Source organism: Fibrobacter sp. (assembly GCF_045131395.1).
GTDB lineage: Bacteria > Fibrobacterota > Fibrobacteria > Fibrobacterales > Fibrobacteraceae > Fibrobacter.
The window spans coordinates 419,975-437,494 of record NZ_JBGUQY010000046.1; the positions used below are offsets into that span (position 1 = coordinate 419,975).

The window sequence follows — 17,520 nt, forward strand, 5'->3', positions numbered from 1 at the left end:
TTGCGCCGCATCGCACCTCAATATTTAAAAGCTCTTGGAGTTCGTTCTCCAGAGCTTTTTTTTGTAAAAAATAAGGTGAAATGAAAAAACTGATTATAGTATTTATGGGTTTAGTCCTTTGCCAATGTTCAATTTGTAAAAATAAAGGGGACGATTATCCTGTTATTTCGAAGGAATCCAAAATAGTTGGTTATGACAAACTCTTTGTAAAAAAAGTTTATTTCTCTAGTTGGACCTACGATTTAAATCATGACTGGATTACCGAGCAGTATTCCGATCAAATTAATATTTATCTTGATAGTGTCAATTATGGAAAAAAGTGGCCTAGAAAAGTAGAAGCCTTTATAAATAAGGGATCTGTAGTAGAAAAAGTGGATTCTTCGAATATTGAGATTAGGAACACTGTTTTAGGGGTTGGTTTATTTATCAATAAAAGGTTTTATGGCGACGAAACCCATTTAAAAATGGTTTTGACCAAAGATGATTCAACGTCTAATGTAATTCTTGATTTTGATTTGAAACAAAAAAGCCATAAGGTTTATCATTCGGGATGTATGGATGCTTTTTATAAGCTATAGATGATAAACGGTCTTCTTTTTTCTATTTTTGCGCTCGTGAATTTTTTGAAGTCTTTTACAATCTCTATCGTGCTGCTCGTTTTTGCAGGGGTGTCCTTGCATGCTGCTCCTTATGATCCGCTTACATGGCGCGATTCTACCTGGGATTACCGCAGCGAAGATCCTGGCGATACGACGCAGCTGTCGGTGGTCAAGGGCGTGGGCGTTGCCTCTACGGTTCTGATTGCTTACGGCGCGGCCTACTGGCTGGTATTCCAGAAAGGCTGGTGGGATGAGCAGGGGAATGATTTCCATTTCGAAAACGATTTTGATTATGCGTTGAACCTGGACAAGTTCGGCCACTTTGCATCGGGCGTCATCATGGGCGAGAGCTTTTACGAAGGCTATCGCTGGGCGGGCGTTTCGGAGTTCAAGTCCTACTTGTTTGCCGGTTTTTCGGCCATGGCGACTCACATTGCCATTGACGTGAAGGACGGCTTTTCGCCGGAATGGGGGTTTAGCATTTTTGATGTACTGTCGGGCACCTTGGGTGGCTTTTTGCCCATGGCGGAACGCTACATTCCCGTGTTCAAGTATGTGGACCTGAAGTGGAGCTACTGGATCAATACCAAGGCGTATTACAGACAAAGTAATACAGGCGTGTTTACGGACGATTACTGCAATCAAACCTTCTGGGCATCCTTCAAGATTCACCGCCTGTTGCCCAAGGCTGCTCGCCCGTATTATCCCAGCTGGCTTGCGATTGCGGCGGGCCTTAGCATTGACGAAGGCGTGTTCCTGCACGATAAAGACGTGACGCCGCACCGCGAAGTTTATATCGCCCTGGATTACGACTTGGAAGCGTTCCGCCCCCAGAGCCGCATGGCCCGCACCATTATCAAGTACCTGAATTACTTTAAGCTGCCGGCTCCCACCGTGCAAGTTTATCCCGAATTCCATTGGTATTTGCTGTACCCGATTAAATTTTAATACCTAAATTTCTATATGGCACTCCTTCGGAGTGCATATAGTACGGCTTGGCCATGCCAACGCAATACTTGTGTTGGCGCGGTACTCGCCTTTTGCTATATTTGACCCCGTATGTTTACGGGTATCATTCAATCTACCGGTGAAATCGTTTCTATCGAAAGTAGGGGCGATGCGCTTACCATGCGCCTTAAGTCACCGGGTTTCTTTAAAAATTGTAAGTTGGGCGACAGTGTCGCTAACGATGGTGTATGTCTTTCCATTGAATCTTGTACCGATGACGAAGCCACTTTTTGCCTGATGCACCAGACGGTGGAAAATACGGGCTTTAAGCAGGCTGCTGTCGGTAAGTTGGTGAATCTGGAACTTCCGTGTCGTGCAGACAGCTTTATGGGCGGTCACTTCGTGATGGGCCATGTGGACTGCATTACCGAAGTCATCAAGGTGACTCCCCGCGAAACGGGCGTGGAAGTGGACTTGAAGCTCCCTGCCGATTTGCGTCGCTACGTGATTCGCCGCGGTTCCATTTCGCTGAACGGTATCAGCCTCACGGTGGCCGAAAAGTTCGAAGATTCCATTCGCGTATGTATTATCCCTGAAACGCTAGCCCGCACGAACCTGCGCAACTGGGTTCCGGGTACGATCGTGAATGTGGAAGTCGACATGCTCGGCAAGTATATTGAAAATTATCTGAAGGAACGTGACCTTGCTTAATACTATTGAAGAGGCCATAGAAGATTTTAAGAACGGCAAGTTTTTGATCGTGGTCGATGACGAAGACCGCGAAAACGAAGGCGACTTTGTAATCGCTGCCGAAAAGATTACTCCTGAAAAAGTGAACTTCATGCTTCACGAAGGTAGGGGAGTGCTTTGCGCTCCGCTTCCGATCAACCGTTGTCATGAATTGAACCTCACGCGGCAGACCGCTGAAAACACCTCCATTCTGGGCACGCCGTTCACCATCATGGTGGATAAAATCGAAGGCTGTACCACGGGTGTGTCTGCCCACGACCGTGCGGCAACGATTCTCGCTCTTTCGGATCCGAATTCCAAGCCCAGCGACTTTGGGCGGCCGGGGCATATTTCGCCCCTGTACGCCCAGGAAGAGGGCGTACTCCGTCGCGCAGGCCATACCGAGGCCGCGGTGGATTTGGCAAAGCTGGCGGGCCTGCGCCCGGCGGCCGCCTTGATTGAAATCATGAACGAAGACGGCACCATGGCTCGCATGCCGCAGCTCCAGGAAGTGGCGAAGAAGTTCGGAATCAAGATTATCTCGATTCGCGACTTGATCGACTACCGCCTGAAGAACGAAAAGCTGGTGCAGCGCGTAGCTGCCCCCCATGTGTCCACCAAGTACGGTGACTTTACCGCCTACGCTTACAAGAGCAAGACCGACGGCGTAGAACATGTGGCCTGGGTTGCCGGCAACCCCGACTTTAGCAAGCCGGTGTACGTGCGCGTGCATAGCGAATGCCTCACGGGCGATATCTTTGGTAGCATGCGCTGCGACTGTGGCGAACAGCTGGCCGCCGCCATGAAGTTCATTGGCGAGCACGGCGGCGTGTTCCTTTACATGCGCGGTCAGGAAGGCCGTGGAATCGGTCTTTGCAACAAGCTCCGTGCCTACGAACTGCAAGAAAAGGGCATGGACACGGTGGAAGCGAACTTGCACCTTGGGTTCAAGTCGGACCTGCGCCAGTACGGCACCGGTGCCCAGATTTTGGCTGACTTGGGTGTGCGCGAAATGCGCCTCCTCACGAACAACCCCAGCAAGATTTCCGGTATTACGGCCTATGGTCTCAAGATCGTGGAACGCGTGCCTATCGAAATCAAGCCCAACAAGGAAAACTTGTTCTACCTGCTCACGAAGCAGAAGAAGATGGGCCACCAGTTGCATGTGGACGGCTCGCTGCCCGAAGAAAATTTGAAAGAGGAAAAATAAATGGTGAACGAAATCAAAAATTCCCTGAACGGAAAGGGCCTCAAGGTGGCAATCGCCGTAGCCCGTTTTAACGAGGTCGTGACCGACAAACTTTTGGAAGGGGCTGTCCGTCAGCTCGAACTTCTCGGTGTTGCCGACAAGGACATTACTGTCGTGCGCGTGCCGGGTGCATTCGAACTCCCGGGTGCCTGCCGCCGCCTTGCCGATTCCGGCAAGTACAGTGCCGTCATGGCGCTTGGTGCGGTGATCCGTGGCGAAACCAGCCACTACGATGTGGTTGTGAATGCCTCTACTGGCGGTATCGCTAACATCGCAGCCGAAGGCAAGCTCCCTGTGATTCTTGGTATCCTCACCACCGATACTGTGGACCAGGCCATGAACCGTGCTGGCCTCAAGGCCGGTAACCTCGGCTCCAGCTGGGCTTCTACCGCCGTTGAAATGGCAAACCTTTATAAAAGCATCTAATTATTGGCGACAAGATTATGAAAGTAAGTTATAGACCGGCCCGCGTATTTGCCATGCAGCTTCTGTATGCCATGGAATTGACGGGACAGACTGCAGGCGAGGCCCTTCCGGGTATTCTGGAATCCCAGCCTCTTCATGCGGAACAGAAAAAGTATGGAATGAAACTGGTTGACCTGGTACAGGCCCACCGCGAAGAACTGGACGAAAACATCAAGGCCGCTGCCGCCCACTGGGAACTTGACCGTATGGCAAGCCTTGACCGTATTGTTCTGCGTATCGCCATGGTGGAACTTTCTTACGTGCCTGAAATCCCCATGAAGGTCGCCATTACCGAAGCGGTGCAGATTGCCGCCAAGTACAGCACCGACAATTCGGATTCCTTTGTCAATGGCCTTTTGACTGGCTTTATGCGTAACCGTGGCATGGTTGTCACCGAACCCAAGGAAAAGTAAAATGCTCAAGGAAAAATGGATGAAACATATCTTCGCTGGCATTGCGGCATTTATTGCACTGATTGTGTATGTGCTGACAATGGCACCTACGGTAAGCTTCTGGGACTGCGGCGAATTTGTCGCTTGCGCCAATACCTTGGGTATTCCGCATCCTCCTGGAACCCCCTTCTTCGTGTTCCTTGCCCGTGCAGTTATCGTGCTGCTCCCCTTCGTGGGTGAAATCGCCAAGCGCGTGAACTACATTTCTGTGGTGAGCTCTGCGGCAACGGTCTACGTGACGGCCCTCTTTGCCTGGGAACTCTTGGCTACCGTGCTCAAGACCGACGCCCTGGCCGAAAAGATTACCGGCAAGGTTCGCACGGCCGTGCTTGGAACCGCTGCTCTCGTGGCAGGCTTCCTGCTGACCTTCTCTGACACCTTCTGGTTCAACGCTGTGGAAGCCGAAGTTTACGGCATTGCCATGTTGATCTTGATGCTCGTCTCTTACCTCGGCCTCGTTTGGTATAACAAGCGTAACGAAGACTACAGCGACCGCATCCTCATCTTCATCTGCTATATCGCCTTCCTGGGCGTGGGCGCTCACCTTTACACCATGCTCACGGTTCCGGCCGTGTTCGCCTTGATGCTGGTGGCCGAACCCAAGAAGATCGTGGAACGCATTCCTATCTGGATTACGGGTACGCTCCTTTGCTCCGTGATCTACATGGTGTCTGCTTTTATCGAAATTTCGTTCATCTGCTTGATCGCCCTTTCGATTCTTTGCCTTGCAAAGCCCTTCAAGAGCAAGGGTGTGCAGCGAAGCATGCGCCTTTCCTTGGCCTTTGCTTTCTTCGCACTGATCGGCTACAGCACGCATTTGTACATTCCGATCCGTTCGGAACTGAACCCGATTATCGACGAAAACGACCCCGAAATCAACATCCGCGACGAACAGGGTAACCTCCAGCTGGGTAACCTCTTCAAGGATGAAAACTGGGTTGCCTTCAACAACTTCATTGAACGTAAGCAGTATGGCTCCGAAAGCATGATTAGCCGTGCTTTCTATCGCCGTTCTCGCATCAGCCACCAGTTCCTCTCCTTCCCGCATATGGGTTACGGTGGATACCAGATGGCCCAGTACCTGCCTTACAAGGTGGGTGACGTGAACTATGCCAACGGTGTCTACACCTTCGACGCTGCCGACAACCAGCCGGTGGAACGTTTCGGCATCAAGTTCCCGACTCAGATGAGCTTCATGGGTGACGCAACGCTCCCGCAGTTCATGATGTTCCTGCTCTTTAACGGCCTCCTGGTGATGGTTTGCGTGTTCGTCTGGAAGCGCAACCGCAATGTGGGCGTGTTCATGTCCGTGCTTTATGCCCTGTGCTCTCTCGGCCTGTTGTTCTACATCAACTTCGCCGATGGCACCCGCATGGAACAGCGCGATCACGATTACTGGGTGTCGATCATGAACCGCAATGTGTCTGATTTGAACAGTCGCGGTATGGGTATTACGGCGTTGCCGGACCCGAACGAACTCATCGACATGCGCCAGAATATCGAGTACACCAAGATCCGCATGGAAACCTTGAAGGCCCGCGGTGCCAATGACGCTCGCCTGGCCGACCTCCAGCGTGAACTCGATGGCTATACCAATTCTGCTATTTGGCAGAACTGGCAGAAGATTGAAAGCGGCTTTGCCCAGGTGGGTAGCCGCGCCCCGTTCCCCGATGCAGTGCATTTGGAAGTCCGCGAACGTGATTACTTCTACACTCCGGCCTTCATTTTCATGAGCATGATTTATGGTATCGGTGCCGGTATCCTGGTATTCCTGGTGGCAACGTCCAGCTTTGCAACTTTTGCGAATCCGGTGGCCGCTCTCCTGGTTGCCGTTTCCTTCCTGGTTCCCTGCGTTTCCAACTACAAGGAACATGACCGTTCTGGCCTCTGGGTTCCTTGGGATTATGCCTTCAACCTGTTGAACAGCTGCCGCCCCAACGCCATTCTCTTTACCAATGGTGACAACGATACCTTCCCCCTGTGGTTTGCTCAGGAAGTGGCCGGTGTCCGTAAGGATGTGCGCGTGGTGAACCTTTCCCTCGGTAACACCGACTGGTACATCAAGCAGATGCTCGACAACGAGCCGATTCTGAAGCTCAGCTACGACAAGGCTGCTATTGACCGCGACATGGTGCTGGACAACAGCTCTGCCTCTAACCCGAACCATCAGGTCTCTACTTGGGTCAAGAACGCACAGCGCCTGATGCCGCAGCTCAAGAACCGTATCGACGCCATGGAAGGCCAGCAGCTTTCTGCCGCTGACTCAGCCAAGCTCATGCAGTTCAAGGTGCATTACCAGGTGTGGGATGCCTTTACGGAATGGGCTGCCCGTACCCGTAGCGGCATGATGCTTACCCAGCACAAGCTGGTGATTGACCTTGCTCTCCAGAATATGGACAAGCCCATCGAAATTTCGACGACTGTCGGTACTTCCAACTTCATGGGTCTTGAAAAGTACATGGTGCAAGAAGGCATGGTCTACAACTTCGTGAAGGGTGACTTGAACCCCAAGCGCAATGCCTTTGACGCCGCCTATACGGCAAACCTCATCGATTCCGTGTTCAAGTTCCGCGGTCTCGGCGACGGTACGGCCTACATTAACGAAGAAACCCAGCGTCTGCTTTCGGGCTATGTGTCCCTGTATCTGCAGATTTCCTTCGATGCACGCGACCAGATTTCCAAGCTCCGCAACGACCATCCCTTTACGGCCGAAAAGAAGGCCCGCGTGGATAGCCTCGCTGCCGCCGCTTCCAAGTATCTGGAAATGGGCATGAAGCAGTTCCCCACGGAATGGCGTAATTACTGGGCTGCCGCCTTCGTGTACGAAGCCGCCGGCCAGAAGGCCCAGGCTCAGGAAGTGCTGAACCGCGGTCTTGAAAATGTTCCTGCCTACGAAGAAGGCGGACGCGCTCGCCTCCTGATGAGTGGTCGCCAGATTGAACAGATGTCTGAAGAACCCCTGAAGGTCGAAGAGCCCGCTCCGGCTGAACCTGCCGATTCTGCCGAAAAGGATTCTGCCAAGGAACCTGCTGTAGTAGCTGCCAAGTAATTTTTTGCCATAAGAGGATACGAATGGATTTGAGTCTTGTTATTCCGGTCAAGGAAGAAAGCGAGAATCTTCCCGAACTTTTTAAGGAAATTGTTGCGGCCATCGAGCCCACCGGCTTTACTTACGAAGTCATCGTCATCGATGACGGTAGCCGGGACAATACCTGGGAAGTGGTGGAGTCTTTGTCCAAGGAGTATTCTTTTATCCGTGCATTCCGCTTCCAGTTTAACTGCGGCAAGGCGGCCGGTCTCGCTTTCGGTTTTTCCAAGGCTCGCGGCAAGTACGTGGCCACGTTGGATGGCGACCTGCAAGACGATCCGCTGGAAATCCCGAAGATGATCAAGATTCTGGACGACGGTTACGACCTGGTTTCGGGTTGGAAGATTCGCCGTCTGGATCCCTGGCACAAGACTTGGCCCTCCAAGCTTTTCAACTTGACGGTGTCCATTGTCTGCGGCCAGCGCCTGCACGACTTTAACTGCGGCATCAAGGCCTACCGTAGTTCCGTGGTGCGCTTTATTCACCTCTACGGCGACTATCACCGCTTTATTCCGGTGATGGCCAAGTGGCAGGGCTTCCGCATTACCGAAATGCCGGTGGCCCACCGCGCCCGTGTCCACGGTGTTTCCAAGTACGGCGTGTCCCGCCTGGTGTCGGGATTCCTGGATTTGGTGTCCCTCATGTTCATGCGTAGCTTCTCTTCGAAGCCGCTCCATTTCTTTGGACTTCTGGGACTTATCTTCATGATGATTGGTTTTGGCATTTCGGGCTACTTTGGTTACGAATGGCTGCAGACCGGTGCTCTCCACGTTCGCCCCCTCCTTTTGGCTGGCGGGTTCTCGCTGGTGATGGGCGTTCAGTTCATTTCTCTTGGACTCCTGGGTGAAATGATGAACGGGAGCAAAAAACAGACTTATCCTGTGGCTGAAAGCATTCGTGAAATTGTAGATTTAAGTTAGGAGTTGATATGGCGTACCCGAAAAGCTTAGTGATTGTGCCTACGTACAACGAGAAGGAAAACATCCTGCTCATTATGTCGGCGATTCTTGAACAGAACGAATGTTTGGAAATCTTGGTGGTGGACGATGGCAGCCCCGACGGAACGGGCGACATGGTCGAAGAAGAAACCAAGAAGAACCCCCGCGTCCACCTGATTCGCCGTAAGGGCAAGATGGGCCTCGGTTCCGCCTACGTGACGGGCTTCAAGTGGGCCCTTGAACGGGATTACGAACGTGTGTTCGAAATGGACGCCGACTTTAGCCATGCTCCGACGGATTTGAACCGTTTCCTGGAAACCGCCGAAGACGCCGACCTGGTGCTGGGCAGCCGCTACCAGAATCACCGCATTAGCGTGGTGAACTGGGATTTGCGTCGCCTGATCCTTAGCTACGGCGCAAACGTCTATACCCGCATGGTGACGGGGCTCCCGATCAGCGATGCTACGGGCGGCTTTAAGTGCTTCCGTCGCGAAGCCCTGCAGGCATTGAACCTGGACAAGATGAAGAGTGACGGTTACTGCTTCCAGATCGAGACCACCTTCAAGATTTGGAAGAAGGGTCTCCGCGTCAAGGAAATCCCCATTATCTTTACGGACCGCACCCGCGGTACCTCCAAGATGAGTGGCGGCATTATCTCCGAAGCATTCTTCCTGGTTCTCAAGCTGCGTCTTGGTCTCGCTTAACTCCGAAATCCGAATTCTGAATTATCATGTATTCTTGCTCCATTATTATCATCGCATATAATTCCTGTGACTTTATCCCGGCTTGCTTAAAGTCCGTGCGCGATGCGTGTGAAAACATGGATGCGCAGATTATTGTTCTGGATAACGGTTCCGAATCGCCGATTCTGCCCGAAATCAAGGCTTATTTCCCCGAGGTCCTTTGGATTGATTCCAAGGAAAACCTTGGCTTTGGCAAGGGTTGTAACCTTGCCGAAAAGCAGGCCACGAAACCCTATTTGTTCTTTATCAACCCCGATACGGTGGTGTCCCGCGATTCCTTTGTCAAGGTGCTGGATTTCATGGAAGAACACCCGGAATCGGGTACGGTGGGTTGCCGCATCTTGAACGAAGACGGTTCTCTCCAGTGGGCTTGCCGTCGTTCTTTCCCCACCATTATTTCGGCTATCGCCAAGACCATCGGCCTTGCCGCCTTGTTCCCCAAGAGCAAACTGCTGGCCAGCTACAACATGACTTATGCCGCTCCCGATGCGGTGACCGAAGTGGATGCCATTAGCGGTTCTTTCTTCTGTATCAAGCGGGACCTGTACGAAGAATTGAATGGCTTTGATGAAGATTTCTTCATGTACGGCGAAGACCTGGATCTTTGCTTTAGGACAAAGGCGGCGGGGCGCAAGAACTATTACACGCCCTCTACCAACATTCTGCATTTTAAGGGCCAGAGCTGCCGTACGCGCCGTTGGGGTTCCTATGTGGACTTCTACAAGGCCATGCTCATCTTTGTGAAAAAGCACAAGGACCTTTATTTTGTTCCGAATTTCCTGGTGTCTTTCGGTATCTTGTTTGCGGCCTTTGTGGGCATGTTCTCCAGGCTCATTCCGAAGTTCTGGAAGATGTTCCTGGACTTGGGTGTCATTGCCATTTGGGCGTTCGTGTTCTTGGGACGTGGCGATTCCATTGCCCGCTCCTGCGCCAAGATGGGACTCAGCGGCGATGCCGCGTCCAACTGTATTGACTACTCCGTGGTTGTCAAGCATTCCATACTGAGCGTGTCCCAGTTCGAAGACTGGTGGCTTGTGTGCCTCGTTGCCGTCGTGAACATGGTGTTCCTTATTTTCCGTGGAGAATACACGGTTTCTAGCCTGAAGGGTGAAAAGTTCCTGAGGTACCTGATACCCCTGAACTTGCTTACGGTGGGCGGCTACGCAGCCTTCCGCTACTTTACCCAGACTCCCGTTGTCAATGACGAAATCAGCTTCTTGCCTTACGATTACAGCTGGATTGCCATTGTGGTTTCGACCTGCCTGGTGATTCCCTTTGCGCTTTTTGTATGGCGTCGCGTGGCATTTTGGATAAACTATTTCTATCGCATCTTTGCAAAGAAGCGCCACCGCTCCATTTTGCTTGGCGGTCGTGAAGATTCTCTCAGCAACTGGTTCGATAGCTACAATGTGATTCCCGGAATCGAAATCCTGGGTTGCGTCAGTTCCGAACCTGAAAAAATCAGCGAAGAGAACCGCCAGCACCTTTTGGGAACCCTTTCCGAAATGGAATCGGTCTGTAACCGCACCGGCTGCCGCGAACTTCTGGTGGTGTCCAATTTCTCCGGTTACCGCGAAGATTTTGACATCCAGTGGCTGGATAGCCTGGGTTTGCGCGTATTTTTGCTGATCGGGAACGGAAAAGAGGGCAATTATGCCCTTGTAAACCTCAAATATCTGCATTAAAACCCAAAATTCCTACATTTTCTTTACACGTTGCACAAAAATGAGTTATTTTTTGTGTAAGTATTTGATTGTTAAGGTTTTATGTTCGATACAAATCTTTTAGATATTCTTTGCTGCCCCGAAACCAGGGGTAAGCTGAAATTGGCGTCTGACGAATGTTTGGCCGCAGTGAATCAATCTATTTCTGCCGGTACGTTGAAGAACGTTGCCGGTGAAAAGGTGACGGAACCTTTGACCGAGGCTCTCATAACCGAAGACAATTCCAGGGTGTATCCGGTTCGCGAAGGAATTCCTGTTCTTTTGGCGGATGAAGCAATTTTGCTCTAAGAGGTGTTTATGGCGGTAACGTTGGAATCACTTAGAAAGTCTGTAGGCAAGAAAAACTCCAACTCCATGGTGTTTGCATGGCTTGCAGATCTCGAACGCGTAGCGGGCGAGCTGGACAAGGCTCTGCAGAGAGTCGATGGCGGCCTCACGCTGTACCCGAACGATATTTCGGCAAGGCTGGTTCGTGCGAAGATTCTTATTCAGCTTGAAGCCTACGAGCCTTGCGTTGAAGAATGTGAACGCATCATCGTGATGGATCCGTTCAACCTGGCAGCACAGCGAATCATGGGCGACGCCTATGACAAGTTGGGCATGCTGGCCGAACGTAACGTCTGTTACCGTCGTTTGCACGACATGGATCCGCTGAACAACTTCTGGAAAGAAGAATACGATGTCGTACTGGAAAGTACGGCAGCCGCTGCTGCGGTTGGTGCCGCCGCGGATTCCGAATTTGTCATGTCCGACAGCACTCAGGATGTCGGTCAGGCCTCTACCGATGACGTGTCCTCGCTGGATATGTCCTTTGATGACGGCGCTGAACCTTCGACCGAGGATGCCGGTACGGAATCCTTTGAAATGCCTGCAACCGAAGACTCCATTGATTCTCCGGCGGCTGAATCGGACGACCCCTTTGCATCTCTTGCGGCCATGCTGCCCAATGGCGATGCTGCCGAAGATTCTACGATGGAAGACCTGTCTGCCTCGCTGGAATCGGCCATGGATTCCATCAAGACCGACGAGTCCGAAACCCTTGCCGAAGAATTCGGCACGGAAGAAAATATTTCCGGCTCCGATGTTTCGTCGGCCCTGTCCGACATGTTCGGTCTGGACGACGATCTGGAACCTGAAGAAACCTCCAGCGCCAGTCCCTTTGCAAGTGCTGCCGCTTCCGGTTCGGAAATCCCTGCTACCATCGATGACAATGCCCTTTCCAATGCGGCCTCTGTCTTTGATACGCCCGCGGCAGAAGACAAGCCCCAGAGCATCGACGATGCCTTCGGTGACATTTTCGGTGAAGATGAACTTCCCGAAGAAAAGCCTCAGGAACAGGCTGAACCGCAGAAGGAATCTTCTTTCGGTTCCATCGAAGACCTTGCTGAATCGCCGCTGAACGAAGGTATTGAAGACCAGGATGGGGAAGGCGAATCCCTGTTTGAAAAGTCCGCCGAAGTTTCTGCTCCGGTCGAGGACAAACCCCAGAGCATCGATGACGCTTTCGGTGATATCTTTGGTGAAGACGAACTTCCCGAAGAAAAACCGCAGGCCGAAGCCGCAGAACCTGCTGCTGAAGAATCTCTTGAATTGCCTGGATCGCTTGCCGAAGAAAGCCTCTCTGACGATGAAGGTGGCCTGTTCGAAAAGTCCGCCTCTGCCGACATGAACCTGACGGGCGATAGCGGTCTTGCCGAAGAACCGGCAGCTCCTGTTGCAGAAGAAAAGCCGGCCGATGACGCTCCGACGACGATTGATAACGCTTTCGATTCCATCTTCGGTGACGATGAACTCCCCGAAGAGAAGCCTGCTGAAGATTCCCTGAATCTCGAATCTCCCATTGATAATCTCTTTGGCGACGACAAACCTGCAGTCGAAGAAGAACTGACGATGGCGGATGACGCTCCTGTTTTGGAATCTCCCATCGACAATCTCTTTGCTGATGATGCTCCTGCCGCAGCGGAACCCGCTGCCGAAGAAGCGCCTGTTGCAGAAGAGCCTGCTGCTATCGAGGAACCGGTTGCCGAAGTTCCGGCTGCTGAAGAACCTGCTATAGAAGCACCTGCTGTGGAAGAAACTCCCGTAGTGGCCCAGCCCGCATCGGATAGCTCCTTTAGCGTAGACAGTGCCTTTGATTCGATTTTTGGCGCAGACGATGACCTGCCCGAAGAAAAGCCGGCCGAAGCAGCTGCACCTGCAGATGCTCAGCCCACACTTGAAGAGAAGGTGTCGCTTGAAGAACAGGTGAACCAGGCCGAAGCTGAACTTGAAATGCCCGAGGTGAAGGCCGAATCCTCTGACTTGGCTCAGGAAATGGGTGGTGCCTTTGCCTCCATGTTCGGCAACACGGATGATGATCTTGACTTGCCCGAACCGGCTGCACCCCAGGCTGAATCCAACGAACAGGAACTGACGGGCGCACCCATTGAAGAAGGCTTTGCAAAGTCTGCCGACATTGCCGAAGAAGCTCTGGAAAGCGATATCGACAAGTCCTTCGATAATTTGTTCGGAAAAGACGACGACTTGCCGACAGAAGAAAATGTCGCTCCTGCCGAGGCTGAAACCGCCCCGGCTGCACCTGCCGAAGTTGCTGAACCCGTTCAGGAAGCCCCGGCTGCCGAACCCGCTGCTCAGGATCTGGATTCACTGGAATCTGAAGTTTCCGGTGCCTTCAAGGGCTTGTTCGATATGGACGATGACGCCTTGACCGAAGAATCCAAGCCTTCCAACAAGGGTGTCGATTTCTTGATGTCTGGCGATTCCGACGACGAGATTTCTGCCGGTCTGATTAATGACCCGGATGCTCCGCTGGACCGTGGCGCCCAGGATTTGGACGATAGCCTGAATACCCGCACCTTGGCCGAAATTTATTTTGACCAGGGCTTGTACGGCAAGGCTCTGGAAATCTACAAGGACTTGGCCCAGAAAGAACCTGAAAACGAAGACATCGCGGCTCGTCTTTCTGAAGTTGAAAAACTCTACAACGAAAAGTTTGGAGGTAACGCCTAATGGCAGAACAGCAACAGCAGCCGCAACTCCGTATTGAAAAACTGCTGCGCGAAATGGTGAACCGCGGTGCATCTGACTTGCATTTGCGCGTTGGCGTTCCGCCGGTCTACCGTATTAACGGTTCCTTGCAGCGTATTTTTGATGTAAAGGTCGATTCCATGTTGATGGATTCCTTCCTGGATGACATCATGAATCGCGACCAGAAACAGCGCTTTGAAGCCAACAAGGAATGCGACTTTGCCGTGGGTGCCCGCGACATGGGCCGTTTCCGTGTGAATGTATTCCGTCAGCGTGGAACGATTGCCGTGGTGATTCGTCACATTAAGGCAAAGATTCCTGCATTCGAAGATTTGCACCTTCCTGAAGTTATTCGCGACATGTCCTTGACCAAGCGCGGTCTCGTGCTGGTTACAGGTACGACGGGCTCGGGTAAGTCTACGACCTTGGCCGCCATGCTGGATTACATCAACCAGAACGAAGCGGTGAACATCATTACGGTCGAAGACCCGATTGAATACCTTTACCGCGATGAAAAGGCGATTATTTCGCAGCGTGAAATCGGCGTGGACACCATGTCTTATGCGAACGCCTTGCGCGCCGCCCTCCGTCAGGACCCGGATGTGCTTCTGGTGGGCGAAATTCGTGACTTGGAAACCATGCAAATTGCCATGACGGCTGCCGATACGGGCCACATGGTGTTTGCAACCATCCATACCACCAACGCCACCGAAACCATTCACCGTGTGCTTTCCATGTATCCGCCGCACCAGCACGACGAAATCCGCTTGCTGCTTTCCGAAGTGCTCGCCGGTATCATTTCGCTGCGCTTGTTGCCGACCAAGGATGGCAATGGGCGAGTGCCTGCTGCCGAAATTCTCGTGAATACGGCCGCCATCAAGGAATACATCGAAGACAAGGACAAGAACGACTTGATTGAACAGGCCATCGCTGAAGGCCACATGCAGTACCGCAGCCAGACCTTCGACCAGGCGCTCCTGAAACTCTACGAAGAAGAAAAGATTTCCCTTGAAACGGCTATGAACGCTGCCACGAACCCCGATGACTTTGATCTTAAGATTCGCGGTATTTCGGGCACCTCCGAACGCAGCTGGATGTAGTCTGCATTCCAAGCAGAATTTGCAAAAAGCCCTCCGCTTTCGCGGAGGACTTCTTTTGTTAGGAGGAAATTTTTTTTCGCGAGCGGTCTTATTTAGTATAAACACAACGGCTTTCGTCGTCGCCGAAGCAAGTCTTGTTCATGCCGCTTACGCTGTTCACGACACCTGGCTGGCCGACGCTAGAAACCATCTTGCTTCCGCTGAAGCTGGGCTTGAAGGCGATTTCAGAAGTGCCGTAGTAGTTTTCGGTGGTGAAGTTGACGCTGTACTGGGTTCCTTCTTCGGAATTGTTGGTGCCAAAGCCCAGGAGTTTTGCATTCTTGATGCTGGTAGAACCGTCGGAGTCCACCATGCCGCCCATACCGCCGTTCATGCGGCATTCCACGATAATCACGCCACCGCTAATGTTGATGTCGCCATTGCTGTCCACACCGTCGGTATCGCCGGTACCCACATAGATGTAGTGGTAGCCGCCCGTAACCGTGAGCTTGCCAGTGCTTCCGCCGCCCATGCCCCAGCCGCCACCGGGGCCACCCCTACCGGTGTTCCCACCCGTAGTGGTGCTGGTGCCGCCAGCGGCATTCCAGCCATCGTCGGTGGTAATCACGCTGGTGATGCCGCCTTCAAAGTTCATGTCCGGCGATTCCATGCCTTCGTAGGCCATGGTCACGCTGACGTTGGCGTTGTCCTTCACATAGAGGGCCTTTTCGGCATGCACGCCGTCATCGTCAGACTTGATGGTCATCTTGCCGCCGCTCAATGTGATGTTTCCGTCGCTGTGGATGCCGTCATCGCGGCTGTTGATTTCGATAACGCCGCCGCTAATGGCAATGCTGGAATCGGCCTTGAAACCCTTCATGCTGGAATCGGGGGAGCAGCTGGATCCGCCCATGCCGAATCCGCCACCGAAACCTCCGCCCATGCCGCCACCGTTGCCACTAGAGCTTTGGCTCAGGCAAGTTTGGCCGCCGCCAGAAGTCACCTTGATGGTTGGCGTTGTGGATTCGCCTTCTGCGACGACGATAGCGTTGTTTGCGGTAATGCCGTCGTACTTGGAATTGATGGTGATTTCACCGCCGGTGATTTCGATGGAGCCCTTGCCGGCCGCCAAATCGGTCGCGTCATCGGCGTCGCTCTTGATGCCATCGCCATTGCTGGTGGTAATGTTGAGGGTGCCGCCGCTGATGCTCACGGATTCTTTACCCTTGAGGCCGTTGTTCTTGGCGGTTACCGTAACGATACCGTTTTTGACTCTCAAGTCGTTGCTGGTGTGAATGCCGTTGTTGTAGTTGCCCTTTACAATCAGGGTGCCTTCGCCTTTAATGGTCAAGTCGTCCTTGGCGTAAATGCAGGCGCCGGTGGTATCCACCTTCGTTTCGTTGTTGGAATTTACGTAGGTGTAAGACTTGGTGCGGGTACTTCCGTCGCTCAGCGTGTTGGTGGTGCCGTTTTTCGGAACCACGAAAGTCTTGCTGGACATCTGCGAGTAAATGGGAGCGTCCGCCGTATTGGTGAGGGTGAGTCCGCGCAAGTTCAGGTAAACGCCGGAATCGCTCTTGGGAGAATATACGCGAATTTGGGCGTCGGCACCGCTATAGGAACCGCTAAAGTCATAGTCACCAGCGCAGGTGATTACGACTTCGCCGCCGGTAACCGTGACGCAGCTGTTGTTGTTTTCGACAGTGGCTCCACTTGTTGCGTAGGTGATGGAAGGCACGTTCCCGTTCGATGTGCTTGGCGCCGTTGCGGCACTGCTGTTGGCTGTTGCCGATTCAGAAGAGCTGCCCGTCTGAGATGCGCTACTTGCTGCCGTTTCAGAATCTTCTGAAATCGATGAGCTACTCGCCGGTGTTGCTGCCGTTAGGGAAGCCTTGTTGCAGTCTGCATCAAAGTAATAGAGGCTTCCGTCATCATTCTTGTAGTAAGAAATGCCGTTGACCGTATAAAGGGCTTTTTCAGTGGTACAGGTCGTGGAGGTTTCGGCGGGCGTACTTGTTTCAGATTCATTGGGGGTAGAAGAACCTTCCTCTTCGTTGGAGGAGGTGCCATCCGTGGAGTCGGAACCCTGTGATGCTTCGGGGAATCCGTAAGATCCGTCGTCATTGATCCAGAAGGCGAGTGTCCCTTCGGCATCAAGACACATTGTTTCGCCGTTAGCGCCCTGCATGGCGGTGTATCCGTCATAGACGCAAGGATTTGTGATGTTTTCTGTAATGTCTGCGAGATCGTCTTTCGGTGTGGTGGAGCTGTCGCTCGAACAACCTGCGATAAGGCCAAACGATACAAGAGACGTGATTCCCAAACATTTCCTTGTAAGCATTTTATCCTCGTTTAAAGGTGGGGGGTGCTTGTGTTTTTTTGCAAAGATACATTGCGTAAAGTCCGTTTTCTTATCAAAATGACGCTTAATAAAAAAAACAGAAAATGAAAAACGGTACAAATTGCCCCGTTCGGAACA

14 protein-coding genes are annotated in these 17,520 nt (G+C 52.4%); 13 read left to right on the top strand and 1 reads right to left on the bottom strand.

Translation table 11 applies throughout. From position 1 onward, the window contains the following. The first annotated feature begins 80 nt into the window (after positions 1–80). The 13 genes from ACJMNB_RS13000 to ACJMNB_RS13060 all read left to right on the top strand — a co-directional run bounded on the left by ACJMNB_RS13000 (position 81) and on the right by ACJMNB_RS13060 (position 15,062). On the top strand, positions 81–578 hold the full coding sequence (locus ACJMNB_RS13000) for a hypothetical protein (RefSeq protein WP_405343169.1): 498 nt from the start codon (positions 81–83) through the stop codon (positions 576–578). Between the two features lie 36 nt (positions 579–614). Beyond that, positions 615–1,547, top strand: coding sequence for a hypothetical protein (locus tag ACJMNB_RS13005; protein WP_405343171.1), 933 nt, complete (start codon positions 615–617; stop codon positions 1,545–1,547). Positions 1,548–1,658: 111 nt separating this feature from the next. Further along, a complete protein-coding gene (locus ACJMNB_RS13010; protein ID WP_072799199.1) occupies positions 1,659–2,258 on the top strand; it encodes a riboflavin synthase in 600 nt (199 codons plus the stop codon). After that, positions 2,245–3,486 (top strand): bifunctional 3,4-dihydroxy-2-butanone-4-phosphate synthase/GTP cyclohydrolase II, encoded by a 1,242-nt coding sequence (locus ACJMNB_RS13015; protein WP_405343173.1) that lies wholly within the window; start codon positions 2,245–2,247, stop codon positions 3,484–3,486. Before ACJMNB_RS13010 ends, ACJMNB_RS13015 begins: the two co-directional genes overlap by 14 nt. Beyond that, positions 3,487–3,951, top strand: coding sequence for a 6,7-dimethyl-8-ribityllumazine synthase (gene ribH, locus ACJMNB_RS13020; RefSeq protein WP_405343175.1), 465 nt, complete (start codon positions 3,487–3,489; stop codon positions 3,949–3,951). It begins immediately after the preceding gene. Positions 3,952–3,968: 17 nt separating this feature from the next. Next, positions 3,969–4,403, top strand: coding sequence for a transcription antitermination factor NusB (nusB, locus tag ACJMNB_RS13025; RefSeq protein WP_405343177.1), 435 nt, complete (start codon positions 3,969–3,971; stop codon positions 4,401–4,403). 19 nt (positions 4,404–4,422) lie between these two features. Next, positions 4,423–7,491: a DUF2723 domain-containing protein gene (locus ACJMNB_RS13030; protein WP_405343179.1), complete on the top strand. Its 3,069-nt coding sequence runs from the start codon at positions 4,423–4,425 to the stop codon at positions 7,489–7,491. Positions 7,492–7,514: 23 nt separating this feature from the next. Next, the gene (locus tag ACJMNB_RS13035; protein ID WP_405343181.1) at positions 7,515–8,450 is read left to right on the top strand and encodes a glycosyltransferase family 2 protein; all 936 of its coding nucleotides are present in this window, start codon (positions 7,515–7,517) and stop codon (positions 8,448–8,450) included. Between the two features lie 8 nt (positions 8,451–8,458). Further along, complete coding sequence (locus tag ACJMNB_RS13040; protein ID WP_405343183.1) at positions 8,459–9,172, top strand: polyprenol monophosphomannose synthase; 714 nt, start codon at positions 8,459–8,461, stop codon at positions 9,170–9,172. Positions 9,173–9,198: 26 nt separating this feature from the next. Further along, positions 9,199–10,896 (top strand): glycosyltransferase family 2 protein, encoded by a 1,698-nt coding sequence (locus ACJMNB_RS13045; protein WP_405343185.1) that lies wholly within the window; start codon positions 9,199–9,201, stop codon positions 10,894–10,896. Positions 10,897–10,977: 81 nt separating this feature from the next. Continuing rightward, positions 10,978–11,223, top strand: coding sequence for a Trm112 family protein (locus ACJMNB_RS13050; protein WP_405343187.1), 246 nt, complete (start codon positions 10,978–10,980; stop codon positions 11,221–11,223). 9 nt (positions 11,224–11,232) lie between these two features. Further along, entirely contained in the window at positions 11,233–13,944 is a 2,712-nt protein-coding gene (locus ACJMNB_RS13055) for a tetratricopeptide repeat protein (RefSeq protein WP_405343189.1), read from the top strand. Beyond that, complete coding sequence (locus tag ACJMNB_RS13060) at positions 13,944–15,062, top strand: type IV pilus twitching motility protein PilT (RefSeq protein ID WP_405343191.1); 1,119 nt, start codon at positions 13,944–13,946, stop codon at positions 15,060–15,062. The genes ACJMNB_RS13055 and ACJMNB_RS13060 overlap by 1 nt, the downstream gene beginning before the upstream one ends. Before the next feature lie 88 nt (positions 15,063–15,150). Here ACJMNB_RS13060 and ACJMNB_RS13065 read toward each other — a convergent pair whose 3' ends face one another. Beyond that, complete coding sequence (locus ACJMNB_RS13065) at positions 15,151–17,382, bottom strand: carbohydrate-binding domain-containing protein (RefSeq protein WP_405343193.1); 2,232 nt, start codon at positions 17,380–17,382, stop codon at positions 15,151–15,153. Between the last annotated feature and the right edge of the window lie 138 nt (positions 17,383–17,520).

What these genes read in the sequence shown, in the direction of transcription:
- ribH (WP_405343175.1), top strand. Translation starts at nt 3,487, where the DNA reads ATGGTGAACGAAATCAAAAATTCCCTGAACGGAAAGGGCCTCAAGGTG.
- ACJMNB_RS13065 (WP_405343193.1), bottom strand. Translation starts at nt 17,382, where the DNA reads ATGCTTACAAGGAAATGTTTGGGAATCACGTCTCTTGTATCGTTTGGC.
- ACJMNB_RS13055 (WP_405343189.1), top strand. Translation starts at nt 11,233, where the DNA reads ATGGCGGTAACGTTGGAATCACTTAGAAAGTCTGTAGGCAAGAAAAAC.
- ACJMNB_RS13045 (WP_405343185.1), top strand. Translation starts at nt 9,199, where the DNA reads ATGTATTCTTGCTCCATTATTATCATCGCATATAATTCCTGTGACTTT.
- ACJMNB_RS13060 (WP_405343191.1), top strand. Translation starts at nt 13,944, where the DNA reads ATGGCAGAACAGCAACAGCAGCCGCAACTCCGTATTGAAAAACTGCTG.
- ACJMNB_RS13010 (WP_072799199.1), top strand. Translation starts at nt 1,659, where the DNA reads ATGTTTACGGGTATCATTCAATCTACCGGTGAAATCGTTTCTATCGAA.
- ACJMNB_RS13030 (WP_405343179.1), top strand. Translation starts at nt 4,423, where the DNA reads ATGAAACATATCTTCGCTGGCATTGCGGCATTTATTGCACTGATTGTG.
- nusB (WP_405343177.1), top strand. Translation starts at nt 3,969, where the DNA reads ATGAAAGTAAGTTATAGACCGGCCCGCGTATTTGCCATGCAGCTTCTG.
- ACJMNB_RS13000 (WP_405343169.1), top strand. Translation starts at nt 81, where the DNA reads ATGAAAAAACTGATTATAGTATTTATGGGTTTAGTCCTTTGCCAATGT.
- ACJMNB_RS13035 (WP_405343181.1), top strand. Translation starts at nt 7,515, where the DNA reads ATGGATTTGAGTCTTGTTATTCCGGTCAAGGAAGAAAGCGAGAATCTT.
- ACJMNB_RS13050 (WP_405343187.1), top strand. Translation starts at nt 10,978, where the DNA reads ATGTTCGATACAAATCTTTTAGATATTCTTTGCTGCCCCGAAACCAGG.
- ACJMNB_RS13040 (WP_405343183.1), top strand. Translation starts at nt 8,459, where the DNA reads ATGGCGTACCCGAAAAGCTTAGTGATTGTGCCTACGTACAACGAGAAG.